At 41.8% G+C, this 16,768-nt stretch carries 13 protein-coding genes; 10 read left to right on the top strand and 3 right to left on the bottom strand.

Going from position 1 to position 16,768, the window contains the following annotated elements; all coding sequences use genetic code 11:
- Positions 1 to 125: 125 nt before the first annotated feature.
- On the top strand, positions 126 to 719 hold the full coding sequence (locus V7L01_RS24410; protein WP_335039278.1) for an acyltransferase: 594 nt from the start codon (positions 126 to 128) through the stop codon (positions 717 to 719).
- A gap of 47 nt (positions 720 to 766) precedes the next feature.
- Here the strand turns inward: V7L01_RS24410 and V7L01_RS24405 are convergent, their stop codons facing one another.
- The gene (locus V7L01_RS24405; protein WP_335039276.1) at positions 767 to 2,149 is read right to left on the bottom strand and encodes a cytochrome P450; all 1,383 of its coding nucleotides are present in this window, start codon (positions 2,147 to 2,149) and stop codon (positions 767 to 769) included.
- Positions 2,150 to 2,381: 232 nt separating this feature from the next.
- Here V7L01_RS24405 and V7L01_RS24400 point away from each other — a divergent pair, with 232 nt between their 5' ends.
- Positions 2,382 to 3,014 (top strand): ParA family protein, encoded by a 633-nt coding sequence (locus tag V7L01_RS24400; RefSeq protein WP_335039274.1) that lies wholly within the window; start codon positions 2,382 to 2,384, stop codon positions 3,012 to 3,014.
- Positions 3,015 to 3,016: 2 nt separating this feature from the next.
- Positions 3,017 to 3,640, top strand: coding sequence for a hypothetical protein (locus V7L01_RS24395; protein ID WP_335039271.1), 624 nt, complete (start codon positions 3,017 to 3,019; stop codon positions 3,638 to 3,640).
- Positions 3,641 to 3,901: 261 nt separating this feature from the next.
- On the opposite strand, the gene V7L01_RS24390 is transcribed toward V7L01_RS24395, so the two are convergent.
- On the bottom strand, positions 3,902 to 4,792 hold the full coding sequence (locus V7L01_RS24390; protein WP_335039267.1) for an alpha/beta fold hydrolase: 891 nt from the start codon (positions 4,790 to 4,792) through the stop codon (positions 3,902 to 3,904).
- 272 nt (positions 4,793 to 5,064) lie between these two features.
- Between V7L01_RS24390 and V7L01_RS24385 the strand changes: the two genes are divergently transcribed.
- From V7L01_RS24385 to V7L01_RS24355, 7 genes are all read left to right on the top strand, one after another.
- Positions 5,065 to 5,376 carry a BMC domain-containing protein gene (locus tag V7L01_RS24385; RefSeq protein ID WP_094352432.1) on the top strand — a complete coding sequence of 104 codons (312 nt, stop codon included), beginning with the start codon at positions 5,065 to 5,067 and terminating at the stop codon, positions 5,374 to 5,376.
- 85 nt (positions 5,377 to 5,461) lie between these two features.
- The gene (locus V7L01_RS24380) at positions 5,462 to 5,809 is read left to right on the top strand and encodes a carbon dioxide-concentrating mechanism protein CcmK (protein WP_335039264.1); all 348 of its coding nucleotides are present in this window, start codon (positions 5,462 to 5,464) and stop codon (positions 5,807 to 5,809) included.
- A gap of 1,285 nt (positions 5,810 to 7,094) precedes the next feature.
- Positions 7,095 to 8,282 carry a HetZ-related protein 2 gene (locus V7L01_RS24375; RefSeq protein WP_335039262.1) on the top strand — a complete coding sequence of 396 codons (1,188 nt, stop codon included), beginning with the start codon at positions 7,095 to 7,097 and terminating at the stop codon, positions 8,280 to 8,282.
- Positions 8,283 to 8,583: 301 nt separating this feature from the next.
- Positions 8,584 to 9,822 (top strand): pilus assembly protein PilB, encoded by a 1,239-nt coding sequence (locus V7L01_RS24370; protein WP_335039260.1) that lies wholly within the window; start codon positions 8,584 to 8,586, stop codon positions 9,820 to 9,822.
- Positions 9,823 to 10,021: 199 nt separating this feature from the next.
- The gene (locus tag V7L01_RS24365) at positions 10,022 to 10,705 is read left to right on the top strand and encodes a Crp/Fnr family transcriptional regulator (protein WP_099101639.1); all 684 of its coding nucleotides are present in this window, start codon (positions 10,022 to 10,024) and stop codon (positions 10,703 to 10,705) included.
- Between the two features lie 110 nt (positions 10,706 to 10,815).
- Positions 10,816 to 12,930, top strand: coding sequence for a hypothetical protein (locus V7L01_RS24360; RefSeq protein ID WP_335039258.1), 2,115 nt, complete (start codon positions 10,816 to 10,818; stop codon positions 12,928 to 12,930).
- 305 nt (positions 12,931 to 13,235) lie between these two features.
- Positions 13,236 to 15,506, top strand: a complete 2,271-nt coding sequence (locus tag V7L01_RS24355) for a pentapeptide repeat-containing protein (protein ID WP_335039256.1) — start codon at positions 13,236 to 13,238, stop codon at positions 15,504 to 15,506.
- Positions 15,507 to 15,513: 7 nt separating this feature from the next.
- Here V7L01_RS24355 and V7L01_RS24350 read toward each other — a convergent pair whose 3' ends face one another.
- Positions 15,514 to 16,761, bottom strand: coding sequence for a vWA domain-containing protein (locus tag V7L01_RS24350; RefSeq protein ID WP_335039254.1), 1,248 nt, complete (start codon positions 16,759 to 16,761; stop codon positions 15,514 to 15,516).
- Positions 16,762 to 16,768: the final 7 nt, after the last annotated feature.

Raw genomic sequence — 16,768 nt, 5'->3', positions numbered from 1 at the left:
GTATTTACGCGAGAGAAAATACTCTAATTGGGGAAACCTAATAAATGTGAAGGGTGCTAAAGTACCCGCGTCGTTTTCTCTCCTTGGTTGAAAGCCAGAGGGTTCTTAAACTTATGTGAGGTTTTATGAAAGAGATCAAAAATAAAATTACGAATAAATTAGAGCGATTATTGGAACAATGGTTAGTACCTCGTCTGGTACGGTGGGGAGAATATCTAGAAACCAAAATCAGGCGCTACAAGCATCAAGAACTGAAGAGTCAATTGAAATTTTGTGGCTCAGGTCTACGATTTAAGCGAGATATTAAAATTGACCATCCCCAAAATGTATCTCTGGGGAACAAGGTCTACATCGGCCCGGATGTCTTTTTAGATGGCCGTGGCGGAATTACAATTGGCGATAACACAACACTTGGATTTAACGTAGTTATCCTCTCTGCAAATCACGACTATCAAAGTAATGATTTGCCTTATGAACATAACGTTTACATTCATAAACCTGTTGTCATCGGTCGCAATGTTTGGATTGGCGGAAATGTCCTAATTGTTCCAGGAGTTTCCATTGGAGATGGTGCGATTGTGGCGGCTGGTACGGTTGTAACTACTAATGTTGAACCTTTAGCAATTGTTGGAAATCAACCGATGAGAACAATTAAATACCGCGATAAAGAACATTATGAACAACTTGCTAACAAGCAAGAGAATCAGGATTTATCGTAAATATTACACGATAGTAAGGTGGGCATTTCAATCCCCACCCTACTTGCCTAAATGAGGGCTGGTGTATTTCCACGCTTAACTTGAGGTGTTGCAACCATCCGCATTCCGGCGGGTGCGGCTAAAGTTAAACCACGGCGCACAGGACGCACAGGACGCTTATTCATTCGCGATACTTGAAATTCTGACAAAACAGTTGCCAAGACAATTTTCATTTCATACTGGGCAAATGCCATGCCAATACAGCGACGATTCCCGCCGCCAAAGGGTAAATATTCATAAGGTGAATATTGCCTTTCTAAAAAGCGTTCTGGTTTGAACTGCTTGGATTGTGGGTAAACTTCTTCTCGATGATGCGCTAAATAAATACTGGGGACTATTACCGTTCCCTCTGGCAGTTCGTAGCCCATAATTGTAATTGGCGTCTTCACAATCCGCACGAAAGCAGTCATGGCAATTGGATAAATTCGCAATGTTTCTTGGCAAACTGCTGTCAAATAAGGCAATTTAGCTATATTACTCAAATCGGGGTTAACTCCAATGGTGTTGAGTTCCTGTAGCAACTTCTCACGCACCTCTGGTAAATGGTCAACCCAGTAAAAAGCCCATGTTAATGCGGAAGCGGTAGTTTCATGTCCTGCAACTAGCAGCGTCATCAACTCATCGTGTAATTCTTCATCTGACATCCCTTGACCATCGTCGTAACGAGCCGCCATCATCAAACTCAGGATATCTTGGCGATTTTGTTCAGATTCAGCTCGACGTTCTCGAAGCAAAGCATAAATCAGCCGATCGATTTTTTGCCGTTTTTGCAGAATCCGACCCCAGGGACTCCACGCCCCAAAATCTTTTTGCACGAACCTGAAAAAGAAGGCGGTAGACATTATGGGCGAACTGATGAAGTCTAGTAAGTCACTTAGCGATCGCCTCAATTCTTCAAAAAGCTGTCCTTGATCCAAACCAAATACAACCCGGAGAATAACACGCAAGGTGATTTCTTGCATCGACTCTCGGATATTAAAAGGTTTGCCAATTTGCCATTGATTAGTCACCTGTCGGGTGATTTCCCGAATTTCCTCGCCGTAAGCCCGCATCCTTTCGCCATGAAAGGGAGGAGTTAATAGTTGCCGTTGGCGCTGGTGGCGATCGCCATCTGATAACATAAAGGAGCGATCGCCTAGTAAAAATTTTAGTCCGATATTCCCCCTCCCAATCTCAAAATGCCTGGAATCAGCAGTAAAAATCTGCTCAAGCGCTTGTGGTTGACTAAAATACACAAGATGGTTATTAGAGCGACTACTCCTGATGGTAAAAGTGTCACCAGAAATTTTGGCAAAATCATCCATATATTTTAGTGGCTGACTAATAAACTTGATCGTCCGCAGCCAGCGCGGCATTTCAGGCCCATCAGGCAAATTGTAAGTAGTTGTCATAGAACTTTGTGGAGTTGATGGCTTCTGAATTCTATTCTTACGAGTTTTCATGTTACTTAGGGTTACAGAAAGCGCTATATTCATGATTGGGGACTAGGGACTGGAAACTGGGGACTGAAAAAGAAGACAAAGAGGATAATAATAACTCTTGTACAGACGCGATTAATCGCGTCTCTACTCCTAACTCAGCACTCAGCACTCAGCACTAAAGAGGCAGCATCGGAAGTAAGCAGTGCCAAAAATCATCGCTATTCTCAACGGTAAAGGAGGAGTCGGTAAAACGACTACCGCAGTCAATCTGGCTGCAAACTTTGCGAAGAAAAAAAAGGTGTTGCTAATTGACGCAGATATTCAAGGTTCTGCCAGTTGGTGGTTTGGGCGCAGTCAGCAGGGAATGGGATTTGATTTATCTCAAGAAACAGATCCCACACTTTTAGGGGATTTAGGAAAGATAACAGGTTACGATTTAGTAGTGGTGGATACGCCTCCCGCGCTGCGCTCTGAAGCATTAGTGGCGGTAGTTGCGATCGCAGATTATCTAGTTTTGCCTACACCCCCAGCCGCAATGGATTTAGCTATCCTCGTGGAAACAGTCAAGCAAGCCGTCATCCCCGTGGGAACTCCCCATCGGGTACTGCTTACCAAAGTTGATACGCGCAGTATTGGGGAAGCACTAGAAGCAAAAAACACACTTACTCGATTAGGTATTCCTGCTTGTAATACCTTTATCCGTGCCTATAAGGCTCACGAACGAGCGGCACTTGAGGGTGTAGCGATTAGTCAATGGCGAGGAAGTAATGCACGGGAGGCGGAGTTAGACTACCGCCGTGCAGCTGATGAATTACAGCGTGATTGGAGAAAATAATAATGGCTAGGAAACAAAGTCTCTCTGACTTATTACAAGAAGAGGCGCAAAAATTTACACCCCCAGAAGGTGAATCTGCGATCGAAGTTACAGCCGAAAAAATTGCCGAAGAAGAGGCTTCTTCTGATGAGGAACCTTCAGCACAAATACTTGAGCCAGCTTCTACGAAGCGCACAAGTCCCACTAAGGCTGATTTAGAAACAACTGTCAAAGAATTGACAAGTAATTTAGAAACAAGCCACAAAAAAGAAGCATCTCTCGGACTGGAAGTTGCTGATTTGCAATCAAAATTATCTAAACAAAAAACATTCGTATCGGAACAAAAAACATTACTAGAACAGCTAACAAAAGAACTTGAAGAAACAAAAAAAACAGCACTACAACTTGCAGAAGCAAACTCTCAGCTTATAGAAGAAATTAATGCTTTAAAACAAACAGCAGAAGATAAGTCTAAACTTGCTGTAGCTGTAAAAGAAACTAGTGCTATAAAACCCGTAAAAGAACACTACAATCCACTTAACTACAAAAAATCACATCGCTCATCGGAAACACTAGCTCAAAATCAACCACAAAATCAACCAAATGAGTATCCTGATAGTTCTAATGAGATGTGGTTACTTGACTAAAGTCAGTTAATCTTATCTTGGCTCTCCCTTCTCTACCAGGGAAGGGAGCTAGAGGGTTATTTTTTGATTGCTGAATCGATGTTTTAGATCGCAAACTGTTTTAAACGAGTTAACTTTAATAAATAAATTGATAATCCAGTAAAAAATACAACTTATTTAAAAACGGTAGAAAGATTAAAATCATAAGTAAATTTTTTTAGCATCCAGAAGATTGGAACGCAATGGTTGAAACTATTAGAGATTGCCAATTGTGACTTAATCTTATTCACCACAAAATTTTAAAATATGCTGGGCAGTGATTTGTGGTTGTTCCAGGTGAGGGAGATGTCCACAATCTTGAATCCAGACAAGGGTACTGTGTGGAATTGCCCTTTTAAACCTTCTGGCGTCCTCAGTACCTAAAATTTTATCGGAATCGCCCCACAAAATTAGCGTTGGTTGCACAATTTTTGATAGGATTCTAAATCTAAAAGCACTGTAACCACCACTTTTAGTGAAAGCAATCATAGCTTGATGCCAACTGGGCATTTGTAGGTGTAATGCACCACAAGACAGCGCATCGGCAGAGGCAAGACTTTGATTTTTATATCCAATCCGGGAAACGCGATCGCGCACCTTCATATTACTCAAAAACTGAGTTGCTAAATAATCTAAAGGGGGAAACATTAATTTACTTAATGGTGAACCACCTGCTAACCCCGCACTATCAATTAACACCAGCTTTTTTACAACTTCCGGGTAAGCCAGCGTAAAATCAATTGCTGTCGCACCACCCATCGAAGCGCCCACCAAAATTACAGGTTGGTTAATCAGGCTTTTCCAAAAATAATAAAGATGGGTTTTAATCGCAGTGGGGCTATAAGCAATTCCTGAGAGTCTATCTGTAAACCCAAAACCCAACAAATCCACTGCCCAAGTTTCATTATTTCCAGAAAGCAGTGGCAAAAGCCGGCGAAATTCTAATACGGAACTGTCAAAGCCGTGAATTAATAAAATAGGAGTTCCACCACTCCCTTGCTTGACATAGGTTGTGGTAACTGGTTGATTAGTTAAAGGAGTTGCGATCGCAGTTGTTTGAATACTCCTAGCTAGTGCGATCGAGGCAGATTCTGTTAGTTGCCCAACTGCTGTAGGAAGAAAATTCGGAAACATAAATTTCAGTTTATCGTACTAGCTTGCTTCCACGCATCGCTGATTTTGTTAAACAACAAAGTTACACAATCTAAGATGCTAAAGTATTATTTGTAATATATAAAACATCAACCAGTGGCTCTCAAAATATTCTAACTCTCACAGACGCAATTAATCGCGTCTCTACTCCCCCAAAAAATATGGCATCAAAGAAAGTTTTCCAAAATGTCAAAATTGGGACTAAAGCCACGTACAATTAAAATCGCTTATCCCTTAATCCAGGAGCTAATGCCATGCCAATGGCGGTTGGCGTAATTGAAACTTTAGGTTTTCCTAGTGTCTTAGCAGCAGCAGATGCAATGGTCAAAGCTGCCGCAGTCACAATTGTGTATTATGGTCAAGCGGAAAGTGCTCGCTTGTTAGTCGCCGTCCGGGGACACGTTTCTGAAGTAAATAGAGCTGTTGAAGCCGGAATCGTAGCTGGAGAAGAAGTCAAGGTTGGTACAGTAATTACCTACTACATCGTTCCTAATCCCCCAGAAAATGTGGAAACCATATTACCAATCCATTTCACTGAAGAATCAGAACCTTTCCGCATGTTCTAAGCAATTTTGCTATCAAAATCTGTAGCGAAGCTTCGTACAATTAACTTGTAGCCCCGATATCGTTTATTCATACAGGAGATTAATAATGTCATTACAGGCAGTTGGAGCACTTGAAACGAAAGGTTTTCCTGCGGTGCTAGCAGCAGCAGATGCGATGGTAAAAGCTGGTCGAGTTACCCTTGTTGGTTATATCAGGGTAGGTAGCGCTCGTTTTACAGTTAATATTCGTGGCGATGTTTCTGAAGTAAAAGCCGCTATGGCTGCCGGTATTGAAGCCGCAGAAAATGTTCATGGCGGTACACTTGAATCCTGGGTAATTATTGCTCGTCCCCATGAAAACGTTGAAGCTGTTCTGCCAATTGGTTACACAGAACAAGTCCAAGGATATCGAGAATCTGTAGAAAATCCCATTGTTAGATCGAACAATCGATAGATTAAACCTTGTGCGGGGGAATTTAAAAGAAAAAATTCCCATAAATGAATTTAAAGAGAAGTTTATTGTCAGGCTTCTGACTATTAAAACTTTAGAGGGTTACATTCTTTCTCTTTTTAGATTTTACATAAGTTGAATTTTAAAGTAGAGGGAAAGCAACAGTCAGAGTCAATAGTCAAAATTAATATTGACTGTTGACTATTCATTTTTAGGAATATAAAAGTTTTAAGAATAACTTGCCAATAATGAAAGGCGTAACTATAGGTAAAGCTAGTTTAAAAAAGATAAATTTGCCTATCAATCCCTACCATCCAGAATAGCGTAGGCATAGCCCGTCGTAGACATCGCCATATGGCAGATTGGGGCTGATTCTACACTATAGCGGTAGTATTTATCCAAGAATTTATTTAGCTTTTATATAACGACTTACCAAACATCTTTTTAGAGGATGTTTAATTAGTCATAAAGTATACTAGAAACTCCGCTTCCATTCCTCTCGCCGAAAGGTTGAGAGGCTTTGATGTTAATAAAAATATTTTTGAAATACCCTCTAGTAGTCTGTCAGCTTTGAATTGAGGGGTAAACAAGTTCGTAGTAAGGACTTTAGTCCTTGTTTTCTACGCACTAAAGTGCTTACTACAAATCCTCAAAACTAGCTTGACAGACTACTAGTGGTTAATCGCGTTAATTCTGCGGGGTTTGAGGAACGAACCGCAAAGACGCGAAGTACGCAAAGAAAGAGAAAGAAGAAAAGAAATTAAAAGTTAGTTCACCGCGCAAAATTAATGAGACAGACCACTAGGGAACTCCAAAAAATAAATTATCCAATTTTTGCAATCAAAACGACTTTTCCTGCTCTCTGCCCCCTGCCTCTTCGTTGAAATTTAACTAAGTATTTTCATCCATAAGAGATTCTAGATGGTTGGAACTTATACTGGTGAAGTAACGTCTAGTATTGAGTTAAATTAGATTCGTTCCTCGGTTCGGTTAGAAAATGTATTTCCTCAACCCATCTCCTGCATAGGTGTATCCTCACCGCTCTAGGCAGATTACTATTGTCAGTTAAATAACATAACTTTACAAAAAGTTTTATTTAACAGAATTGTCCCAAACGCTTCATAGACATGGGTTTGGGGAATATTGAAATTGAAAGCAAAGCATCAATGTAGAAATTTCTGCATAACTTTAGTGAATTAAGACGTAATAAAAGTGGAATCACTGAGGTATTTTCATGAAACTCATGAAATCCGGGGAAGTTGCCAGTTAAACAATTTAGGTGGGACAAATGGGGGTTGTGATGCAAACTTCAAAATTGAGTTTCGAGGAACGCAATCTCACTATGACAGCGGATGTGGAACAACTGGCTCTAGATTGGCGAAAGCGCTTGGCTGTGGAATGTCCAGACCAAAATGAAGCTGCTAGGCAAAGTATTATTCTCTGGCTATTTGGATCTGACTCAAAACGGTTCGATCTGTTTAACCCTAAAGAACTCGATATTGCCAAACAAGCGATGGAATATCGCTGGAAAATTTTACGTCAACGCTACTTGGGGCTAGGGCGAGAACGTGCTTATCGTAACTTGATAACGCGATTGGGGAGTTTAGTGACATTACGGAATAAGATTCAGACTTGGGTTGCTCTTAGCCGCGATCGCCAGCGCAGCGTCATGGATGTATTGCAAGAAGTACTCCAAGAATTACTGCAAAGCGATAGCCATATGCAACAGCAAATGGCTGATATTGCCAACTATACAACCGATCGACGATTGGGGGATGCTCTACTATTTGCCAGTGTAGAAGAATATTCTCTGCGGCCAGTACGCAACCAACCCCTATTAGTTTACCGATTTGTGAATTACTTGCGTCGCACTCAGCGCGGTGGCTTAACCCAAGTACCCGGACGTGACTTGATTAGACTGGTGTCGGAAGAAGTTCTCACAGACGACAGTGATAATCGGGTTAACTTAGTGGATAGTCAGGCGATCGCAGAATATATTGAAGTACAACAACTAGAGGAACAACAGGCGCTGCGCCAGTCAGTACAAAAAGAATTTGAAAATTATTTACAAGAAAATCTGGGGAAAGACGCAGTAGAGTGGCTACGGCTGTATTTGCAAGGTAAGTCCCAGGAAGAAATCGCCCACAAATTAAATAAGCAGACTAAGGAAGTATACCGTCTGCGAGAAAAAATTAGTTACCACGCCGTGCGTGTCTTTGCTCTCAAAGATAAACCAGAACTCGTAGAAAGTTGGCTCTCAATTTCCTTGCAAGAACATAAGTTGGGATTAACACAAAATCAATGGCAGCAACTCGATCAAAAATTGACTCCTCTGGGGCGGCAGATCCTAGATTTGCGGAAAGCAGGTAACTCAATAGAAGCAACAGCCCAACATTTAAAACTCAAAACCCATCAAGTGCTAGGCGAATGGACAAAAGTCTATCTTGCAGCCCAAACTTTAAGAACTCAGGAGTAGTCTGTGAGGCATCTAGATCGATTCAGGCGGTGTACAAAAGTGGAAGATGGGAGCAGGGGAGAATTCATAGCAAGTTCCCCCTCTCTGCCTCTTTGCCTTTTTATCCCCTCCTAACTTAGTTACTAGAGTAGATTGCAACTCAGTATTATCCTCAGTCTATAATCTAAAATTCATCTTCTACTTATGTTTACTTAGGTATATATAATTTAAATTTTAACAATCGAACAAAATATCTTTATTAACTACCTATTAAATTAAAGGCAAAATATTATAACTAAGTAAACACCAACGAATCAAATCTATGTTGTCTTCAGAGGGTGAACTAAATGATACCGCAGAAACGGGACGGCACATGCTAACTGCGACTCAGATGAAGTGGGAGGAAGAAGGCGATCGCGAGCAAATATTCCAGCTGATTGATAGTCTTTTGTCCTTTGAAGCTTGCCTCTACCACCAAATTTTGCCTTTTGGATTAAAAGACAAAAACCTCTTGCTAGGTATGGTTCATGGAGAAGACAGCGAAGCCCTAGATTACGTTGGTCGCATTTTGTCTTCTATCAACTGCACAATGGTGATTCAGGCGATCGCAGGCGATGCTCACCGGAGAATACTATCAGCCTACCTCAACCATAAGAATACATCTCAGCTAGATGCCCAACAAGTGCATCAGGCAACAGCGGACTCTCCTCCAACAAATAGCCCAACTACCGCTGCTGACACAGCTATTCCCTCCCTATATACCGACTCGGAATCAAATCAGCAACCAATATTGATGGTGTTTCAGACACAAAAACGTCAACATTCTGGGCAGCGGGTAGACTTGCCTCCTATCCCAGAGCTAGACCAATTATCTCAAACCACGACATTCTTGACGCCTATTGAGGGCGAGAATTCCGAAGCAGCACCAAACAATTTACCAATTTTGTCCGCACGATCCGAACTACTTAGTTCTATTGAGGTATTACCAACACTACCACCCAAAAAATTACTAGAAGAATTACTAGGGCGAATACTGGCTGGGGGAATTGGTCGCTTGTATTTAGAAAGACAAGCTTACGAAGGCAGAATACTGTGGAGTGACAATGGAGTTTTACAGTCTGTATTAGACAAACTGCCGCTCTCGGTTTTCCAAGGAGTACTGAATGAATTAAAGCGGTTTGCTTCCCTACCTGTCACTACGGTTGCAGAACCAAAACAGGTAGAGAAGGAATACGTATATAAAAACAAACGCTTGTTATTACGCTTGCGAGTCATGCCGGGAATCTACGGTGAAGAGGCAACCCTCCAAGTGTTGCGGGGAGCAGCATTAAAGTTTTATCAACAACAACAGTTAGCTCGTCTTGGGCGCGATACCTTAGGAATTTCTCAGCAACTCAGCTTCAAGTTACACGAACTACAAGAACGGCTTTTACTGAGTTCCAGCCTTGATTCTCAGCAATTAGAGGCTTTGGTTACCCTGAATAAACTAGTGAAAAATTTAGACCAACAGATTAAAATACTGGCACTAGATAGTAATCCACCAACAAGCAGTAATTCATAGGTCTGTCAGTGAAACCGCTGATTTCGATCGCATACATAATTGTTATGTTGTAATGGAATCCTAGACTGATAAAGCTTAGAGGTTCATCTCCAATAAATACACATTTTGCGATCGTATTCTGAGTAAGATTACGGTTTAATCAAACTTATAGTAGCAAAGTTAGTTTCCCGCTCTTGAATCCTATTGTTGCAAATATTTCATGCTAACTGAGGTTTTTAGTGAACTTTTCCCCTTAATGAGTACAGCCAATCCACAGACATTGGAATGGCTACTCAACGTTGCAATTGAACATGAATACCCATCTGGGCGAGCCGTTGTGATGGAAGATGCCTGGGGTAACGCTGTTTACTTTGTGGTTTCTGGTTGGGTCAAAGTCCGGCGTACCGTCGGGGAAGATTCAGTAGCTTTGGCAATTTTTGGGCGTGGCGATTTTTTTGGAGAAATGGCAATTTTGGATGAATCTCCACGCTCAACCGATGTCATTGCTCTTTCACCGGTGAAGTTGCTGAGTATTTCCAGAGAGCGGTTTATTCAAATATTGTTTAAAGACCCGCAGTTACATCACCGGATGTTGCAACTGATGGTGCGGCGATTGCGGCAAATTAACGTGCGCTTGCAAATGCGGTCTTCACCACCAGCAGTTAAACTCGCTCATACTCTAGTGACTTTAGGTGAAAGCTATGGTCAGGAATCAGACTTAGGAAGAGAAATTTTTAACATTCCCTTTAAAGATTTAGCAGAGGTGACAGAAATCGGTGTTGAAGAAACCACCAAAATCATGGAAAAGCTGCATGAAAAAGGGTGGATCAAAATTGATAGCGCCAACAACATTACTTATCTTGTGAACTTCAAACAGTTGATGAACTTGGCTGGCAAAGTGTAATTATTTTATTTATTCAGCGATACAAATTTTGGTATTAAGTTAAGTCAACCGACAAGATGCTTCGGTTGACTTGCTTATTAGAGGTGTAAGTAGTTCACAAATTTAGACCAATGGATGACACCACTCTACCCCTGACAAAAAACGTCACCCAGGCACAATTAGCAGCAACAGAACCTAGTACTGACCCTGAACTGTTGCGAGAACTGGCATTATCTACCGACAAAATAACCCGCCAGTCCGTTGCAGGCAACCCCAACACCCCATCTGATGTACTTTTGAAACTGGGAGCAGAATTTCCGTCCCAATTGCTAGATAATCCTGTGTTTCCATTACTACTTTTGGAAAATCTCAATCTAGTTGCAGAAATTCCCTTACCTACTTTGCGAAGCATTCTCAAGCAGGAAAATGTTCCAGTATATATTTTGGAACAAGTAGCAGATCGGGCAGATTTGGAAGTGCAACTGGGCTTAGTTAAAAATGTCCAAACTCCCAAAGGTGTGTTAAATCGCTTAACTCAAAGCCGACATTCTCAAGTTGTGGAATCTGCCCGTCTGCACATCAATCTGGCTGGAGAATTAACAGAAAAATACGAAGAAAGAATTCAAGAGGTAGTTCAAGGAATAATCCCTGACGCTTACAGAGCTAGAAACGGTACTGTTTTTCTAGCAGTTTTAGCTCAGATTTGCCCTATTCCAGAATTTATCGTTGAACATTGGGTGCAGGACTCAAGTTATCAAGATTCTGTGTGTAGAAGACTTGCTTCTTCTCCGGCTACATTTCCTAGTATTCTCAAACATTTAGCCAACCATACTGATGATTGGACAAGGTGTGAAGTAGCCGAAAATCCCAATACTCCCGTAGAGACTCTACGAAAATTTGCCACTGAAGAGCAAGCTTGCTTTAGTCTTGCTCTTAATTTAAGTACACCTGCTGATATTCTGGAGAGTTTGAGTACAAATCAAAACCAAACAATTCGTATTAAAGTCGCTCAACATCCTAATACACCGCTAAATGTGGTGAAAGACCTAGCAAACGATCCAGATATGCACGTTGCTAATGCTGCGACTAAGGTAATAGGAGAAGTACAAGGGGAATATACTGCTGAAGCAATCAGAAAAAATCCAAAAACTCCAGCCCATGTTTTGGAAAAGTTATTACAAAAAGACCCCCATACTGTCTGCGAACATCCAAATACACCGCCTAAACTGCTCGTAGAACTTTCTAAAAGCGTTAGTTGGCGAGTTCGTCAAGATGTTGCGAAAAATCCCAATACACCAGTCAGTATTCTACAACAGTTGGCTCATGATGACTCTTGGGAAGTTCGTTGCGGAGTTGCCAAAAATCCTAATACACCAATAAGTCTTCTGTTTAAGGAATTAGCTAGAGATGCACGGGTAAGTAGTGCGATCGCTTATCAAATGTCCAGCAAAAAATATAACTACCCTGAAGCGGAGAGTATCTTGGATATCTTAGCAGAAGAAAGTACCAGTCCCCTAGAAACCATTTTGCAGCGATTAGCACAGGATGGAGGAGAGTCGGCTCGTCTTTTTCTCGCTCGGCGCTTTGATTTGCCTGCTAATTTTTTCACACAGTTTGCTGAATCAACTGAAGTGAATGTGTGTGAGGCTGTAGCACAAAACCTCAGTACCCCTGCAAGCTGCTTAGAAAAACTAGCTCAATCACCAGAAACAAAAGTTCGTGAAGCAGTAGCCCAAAACCCGAATACACCAATTAGTATTCTGGAACAACTAAGCAAAGATAACAAGTATGACGTTCTGTTGCAAATCGCACAAAGAACTAACCTGTCATCTGAAACTTTAGAACTGCTAGTGGGCAGCAAATCAGACCAAGTGCGTGAAAAAGCAATGCTGAATCCAACTTTGCCAAAAGACGCTGTAGAGCGTATTCTTTGCGGGGAATATGCTACACATTATTTAAAACTGAATCCTGATTTTTTATCTCGTCATCCTGATAGCCTTGCTGTGGCGCTTAATCATTATGCCAAGTCTCAGTTTTCCTTGGTTAGCTTTATTGCCTTAAATCAACCCCAGATTTTCCAGGAATTATTACAAGAAAAAAGCCTTTCTATCTCTTGGTTGGAACGGCTAGCCGTAGCTCAAAATCCCCAAGCTACTCAACAAATCCTCACTCAACTAGCACAAGACAGCAATCAGCTAGTTCGGGCAGCAGCAAAAGATAAATTGCAGAATTCCTCCCAATCTTAAAACTCATACCATCAATTTTAAATTTTAGACTAGGAATTCCTTCTAGTTTTCTAAATACCCTCTTATCTTTGCGTCTTTGCGCCTTTGCGAGAGAGGTTGTTTGAAAAGTCCTCTTGTCGGTAGCAAAACGTTCTAGATCCCCCTAAATCCCCCGATAAATTGGGGGACTTTGATTCCGGTTCCCCCCTTTTTAAGGGGGGCTAGGGGGGATCTATAAGTACTTAAAATCACAAACAACCACTTTTAAAACAACCTCTAAGACTGAATTCATCCTCTTTTAAATTCGCAATCAAAAATTCATAATTATGCTTCCAAAAAAACATACTTTAACATCATTCCGAGAAATTGGCGGCGCTGAGGGATTACTAGCAGCTTATCAACTTGGAGAGCGTGATTTCACTCAGGTAAACCTCGAAAATACTGACCTTAGTCAAGCCAACTTAACAGGAATTAATCTAGAAAAAGCTAACCTAAAAAATGCAAATCTTTCCCAGACAAATCTGAGCAAAGCCAATTTGATAGAAGCAGACTTGCGTGGTGCAAACTTGACTCAAACCAACTTAAGATGCGCTCATCTCAATGGTAGTGATTTACGCCACGCAGTAATCAAAGAAGTTGATTGGTATCGCGCTAATCTCAGTTGGGCAAATCTCAGCGAACAAGACTTGAGAGGAACCAATCTAGCAAGAGTTGATATGCAGGGCGCTGATTTGAGTGCAGCCAATCTAAGTGAGGCCAATCTCTACGAAGCAAAGCTGGATGCAGCTAACTTGAAAGGTGCAATTTTGGTAGGAGCTAATCTTTGTTATGCTTATATGCCTCGTGTCCAACTAGTGCAAGCCGACCTCCAAAAAGCTGAATTAGTAAATGCCGATTTAACAGCTGCTAATTTAGAACAATGTGTTTTAGATCGGGCTAATCTAGCGCGAGTTAGACTACGAAAAGCGCAACTACAACAAGCCAGCCTGCAAAAAGTTTATTTGCAGGGAGGTAAATTACAGGCAGCAAACCTGACAAATGCCAACTTGCAGAAAGCAAACTTGTCTGGGACTGAATTAGAAGGGGCAATTTTAACACAGGCTAACCTACGAGGAGCAGAAATTGCTCAGGCAAAGCAGGCTAACTTGGAATTAGCAATTTTGGGCGAACTGAATGAAGTAATTAAACAGTCTCTACATTTAGAGCTAAAGGTATGCGGGTCATCTTTTGCCTTCAGTCCTGATGGTGAGATGCTGGCATATACTGACTGGAAAGAAAAAATTATCTTGGTTCATTTCAACACTGGCCAGCAAATTAGCCAGATAAATATCCAATCAGAACCAGTTGTCTCAGTCGTTTTCAGTGCAGACGGACAAACTCTCTACGAAAGTTTTTATGTCAATGAGTTGAAATTATGGAACCCGTTAACGGGGGAGTTAATTCAAAATCTCAAAAACCACTCCGCCAATTATACGGCTATTGTATTTGATGGCAATGCTAAAGGTCTAGGCATGATAGGTACAGGAGAACCCTTTGAGTTAATTAACGTTGGTCATGAAACACGGACTTTAAAGGGTTATTCTAGCGGTATCCTCACTCAAGCACATAGCCCAGATGGGCAGTTCACCGCCCGAAGTGCGCCGGATGTAGACGGTCAGATTGAACTGCTAGACAGACAAACTGGTAAACAAATTTGCCTTCTTACCGGACACAGAGCAGCAGTGCAATCTTTGGCTTTTAGCCCAGATAGTCAGACCCTAGCTAGCAAAAGTGCTGAAGATTTTAAGCTGTGGCAAGTTACAAAGGCGAAGGAAACGTACAGTTGCTTGCAATCGTCTCGCGAATACTACCCTAATATTGCTTTTACTCAGGCGAACAATAGTTCAAATCCAATATTAATCAGCAGCGATTTCTATGGTAAATTTGGACGTAAAAAGAGAAAGCCTGAACCAGATAGAGACGGTGGAGTTACTTTCGGTGGCGGCGGAGGTTCATCTTCTGCTGCTAATGTTACTCTGAGCGCAGATGGAAAAGTACTGGCAAGAGGCTATAACGAGCAATCAGTGTCACTGTGGAATTTACAAACTGGCGAGGAATTGGGTGTTGTAAATTTAGATGGTGACTATGGCTTTCCCCTAGCACTCAGTTCGACTGGAGATATTCTTGCAGCTGGGTATCGGGGAAAAATTGCACTGTGGGATGTAAAAACAAACAGGATGATTTACACTTTTACAGATCACTCTGACTCGATAAAGCAAATAGTCTTTAGCCCAGACGATCGCATACTGGCCAGTGGAGGTTATGATCGCGCAATAAAACTGTGGAATTTGCAAACAAATTGTGAAATAAAAACCCTGCAAGAATATTCTTGCATTCAGGCTCTAGCGTTCAGTCCCCTAGAGCCAATTTTAGCTAGTGTCAGTGGAGACAGTACCCTCAGACTCTGGGACTTGGAGACAATGGAAGAAATCCACAGTTTCAAAACCGATCAACAAGAAGTAATCAATTTAAAATTTAGTCCAGACGGAAAATTGTTAGCCAGTAGTAACAAAGACAGCATTCGATTGTGGAAATTAAAGCGAACATCGCAATTATAGGCATTTTTCAAACCGACAATAACCGCACCGCTTCCCCAAAAGGAAACTCCTCCAAAGTCAAACCACCAGGAGTTACCACCCACAACACAGGTAATTCCGGTACTTGATCGGGGAAAGTACCATAACCATCCGTTAAATAAATACAAACGCCTTGAGTTTGCCCATCCCAACTTTCTGCGACTTTCTCAAAAAACGGTACAAATGACGTGCCACCACCACCTTGGGGTTTTGGCAGAGTCAAATCGAGATTGAGTTTGTAGGGGCCGTAAGCTTCAGCATCAACGTAATAAAGCTCACACTTTAAATGCGGATAAGCACTCAGAATTCCCTGCACCTCGCCTAAAAACATCCACAATTGCTCATTATCAATAGAACCGCTAGTATCTACAGCTACATATACCTCGACATTTTCTGCTTGTAGAGTTTCCAAATACAGTCTCCGCCCAATAAAGCGGCGATCAAAGCCTGCAAAGTCTGTAGGTGTCTGTACCAAATAACGCCAAAGGTAACTACGCCAATTAATGTGAGCAGTGGTTAATGCTCCCAATTCCCGTTCTATCCCTGCTGGTAGTAAGCCTTGATTAACTGTACGAGCAATAACAGCAGCTTGTTGCAAAGCATTGCGCCAGTGTGCTTCTAAAGCTGCTTTTCTCGCTTCTGACAGACTATCGCTGTTTGTTTCAGCAGTCGGACGGGCAAAGTCGTTAAGGTGTGCTGTCTTTCCTGCTTCCTGAGCCTCTCCTGCCTGATTTCTGCTGTCATTGTTAGTCACATCTGAAAAGGATGAGGCATCAAAAGGGGCTTCATTGAGTAGATCGGGATGCAGTAGTTTTACGGAATCATTAGTATTCTTTAACAGTAATTCATAAATTTCTTCTACACTCAAATGCTCCAGCTTAGGTTCTCGCAGTCTTCCCGGAGGCAGTTCAAATACACTCTGTTGGCTAATAATGCCATTGACTACAATATCTGCGGCAATATTCCACAGTTCTGCTTCTCGCACACCCTGGCGCGGCACATGAAGCAGTGCAGCGTGTAACACTTCATGCAGTAGCAGTCCATCCTGTTGAGCGGTGGGTAAAGAAAGCAAATACTCTGGATTAAAAAAGATATCTTTACCGTCAGTGGCAGCAGTTGGTAGTTGCTGGGAAGGAAGGAAGCGAGCAAACAATGCCAGGGTAGCGAAAAATGGCGACTTCATCCGCAAACGCAGCACAGAAGCACTGATGATCCGGGAGCTATTTTCATTATTCATCTGTTCT

It is taken from the genome of Nostoc sp. (assembly GCF_036917095.1).
Lineage (GTDB): Bacteria > Cyanobacteriota > Cyanobacteriia > Cyanobacteriales > Nostocaceae > Nostoc.
The sequence above is the reverse complement of the archived record's forward strand: the minus strand, read 5'-3'. Positions and strand labels throughout refer to the sequence as shown.

Coding starts and splice junctions, on each gene's coding strand:
- V7L01_RS24380 (WP_335039264.1), top strand. CDS start 5,462: ATGTCATTACAGGCAGTTGGAGCACTTGAAACGAAAGGTTTTCCTGCG.
- V7L01_RS24360 (WP_335039258.1), top strand. CDS start 10,816: ATGGATGACACCACTCTACCCCTGACAAAAAACGTCACCCAGGCACAA.
- V7L01_RS24350 (WP_335039254.1), bottom strand. CDS start 16,761: ATGAATAATGAAAATAGCTCCCGGATCATCAGTGCTTCTGTGCTGCGT.
- V7L01_RS24375 (WP_335039262.1), top strand. CDS start 7,095: ATGGGGGTTGTGATGCAAACTTCAAAATTGAGTTTCGAGGAACGCAAT.
- V7L01_RS24395 (WP_335039271.1), top strand. CDS start 3,017: ATGGCTAGGAAACAAAGTCTCTCTGACTTATTACAAGAAGAGGCGCAA.
- V7L01_RS24365 (WP_099101639.1), top strand. CDS start 10,022: ATGCTAACTGAGGTTTTTAGTGAACTTTTCCCCTTAATGAGTACAGCC.
- V7L01_RS24410 (WP_335039278.1), top strand. CDS start 126: ATGAAAGAGATCAAAAATAAAATTACGAATAAATTAGAGCGATTATTG.
- V7L01_RS24370 (WP_335039260.1), top strand. CDS start 8,584: ATGTTGTCTTCAGAGGGTGAACTAAATGATACCGCAGAAACGGGACGG.
- V7L01_RS24385 (WP_094352432.1), top strand. CDS start 5,065: ATGCCAATGGCGGTTGGCGTAATTGAAACTTTAGGTTTTCCTAGTGTC.
- V7L01_RS24390 (WP_335039267.1), bottom strand. CDS start 4,792: ATGTTTCCGAATTTTCTTCCTACAGCAGTTGGGCAACTAACAGAATCT.
- V7L01_RS24405 (WP_335039276.1), bottom strand. CDS start 2,149: ATGACAACTACTTACAATTTGCCTGATGGGCCTGAAATGCCGCGCTGG.
- V7L01_RS24355 (WP_335039256.1), top strand. CDS start 13,236: ATGCTTCCAAAAAAACATACTTTAACATCATTCCGAGAAATTGGCGGC.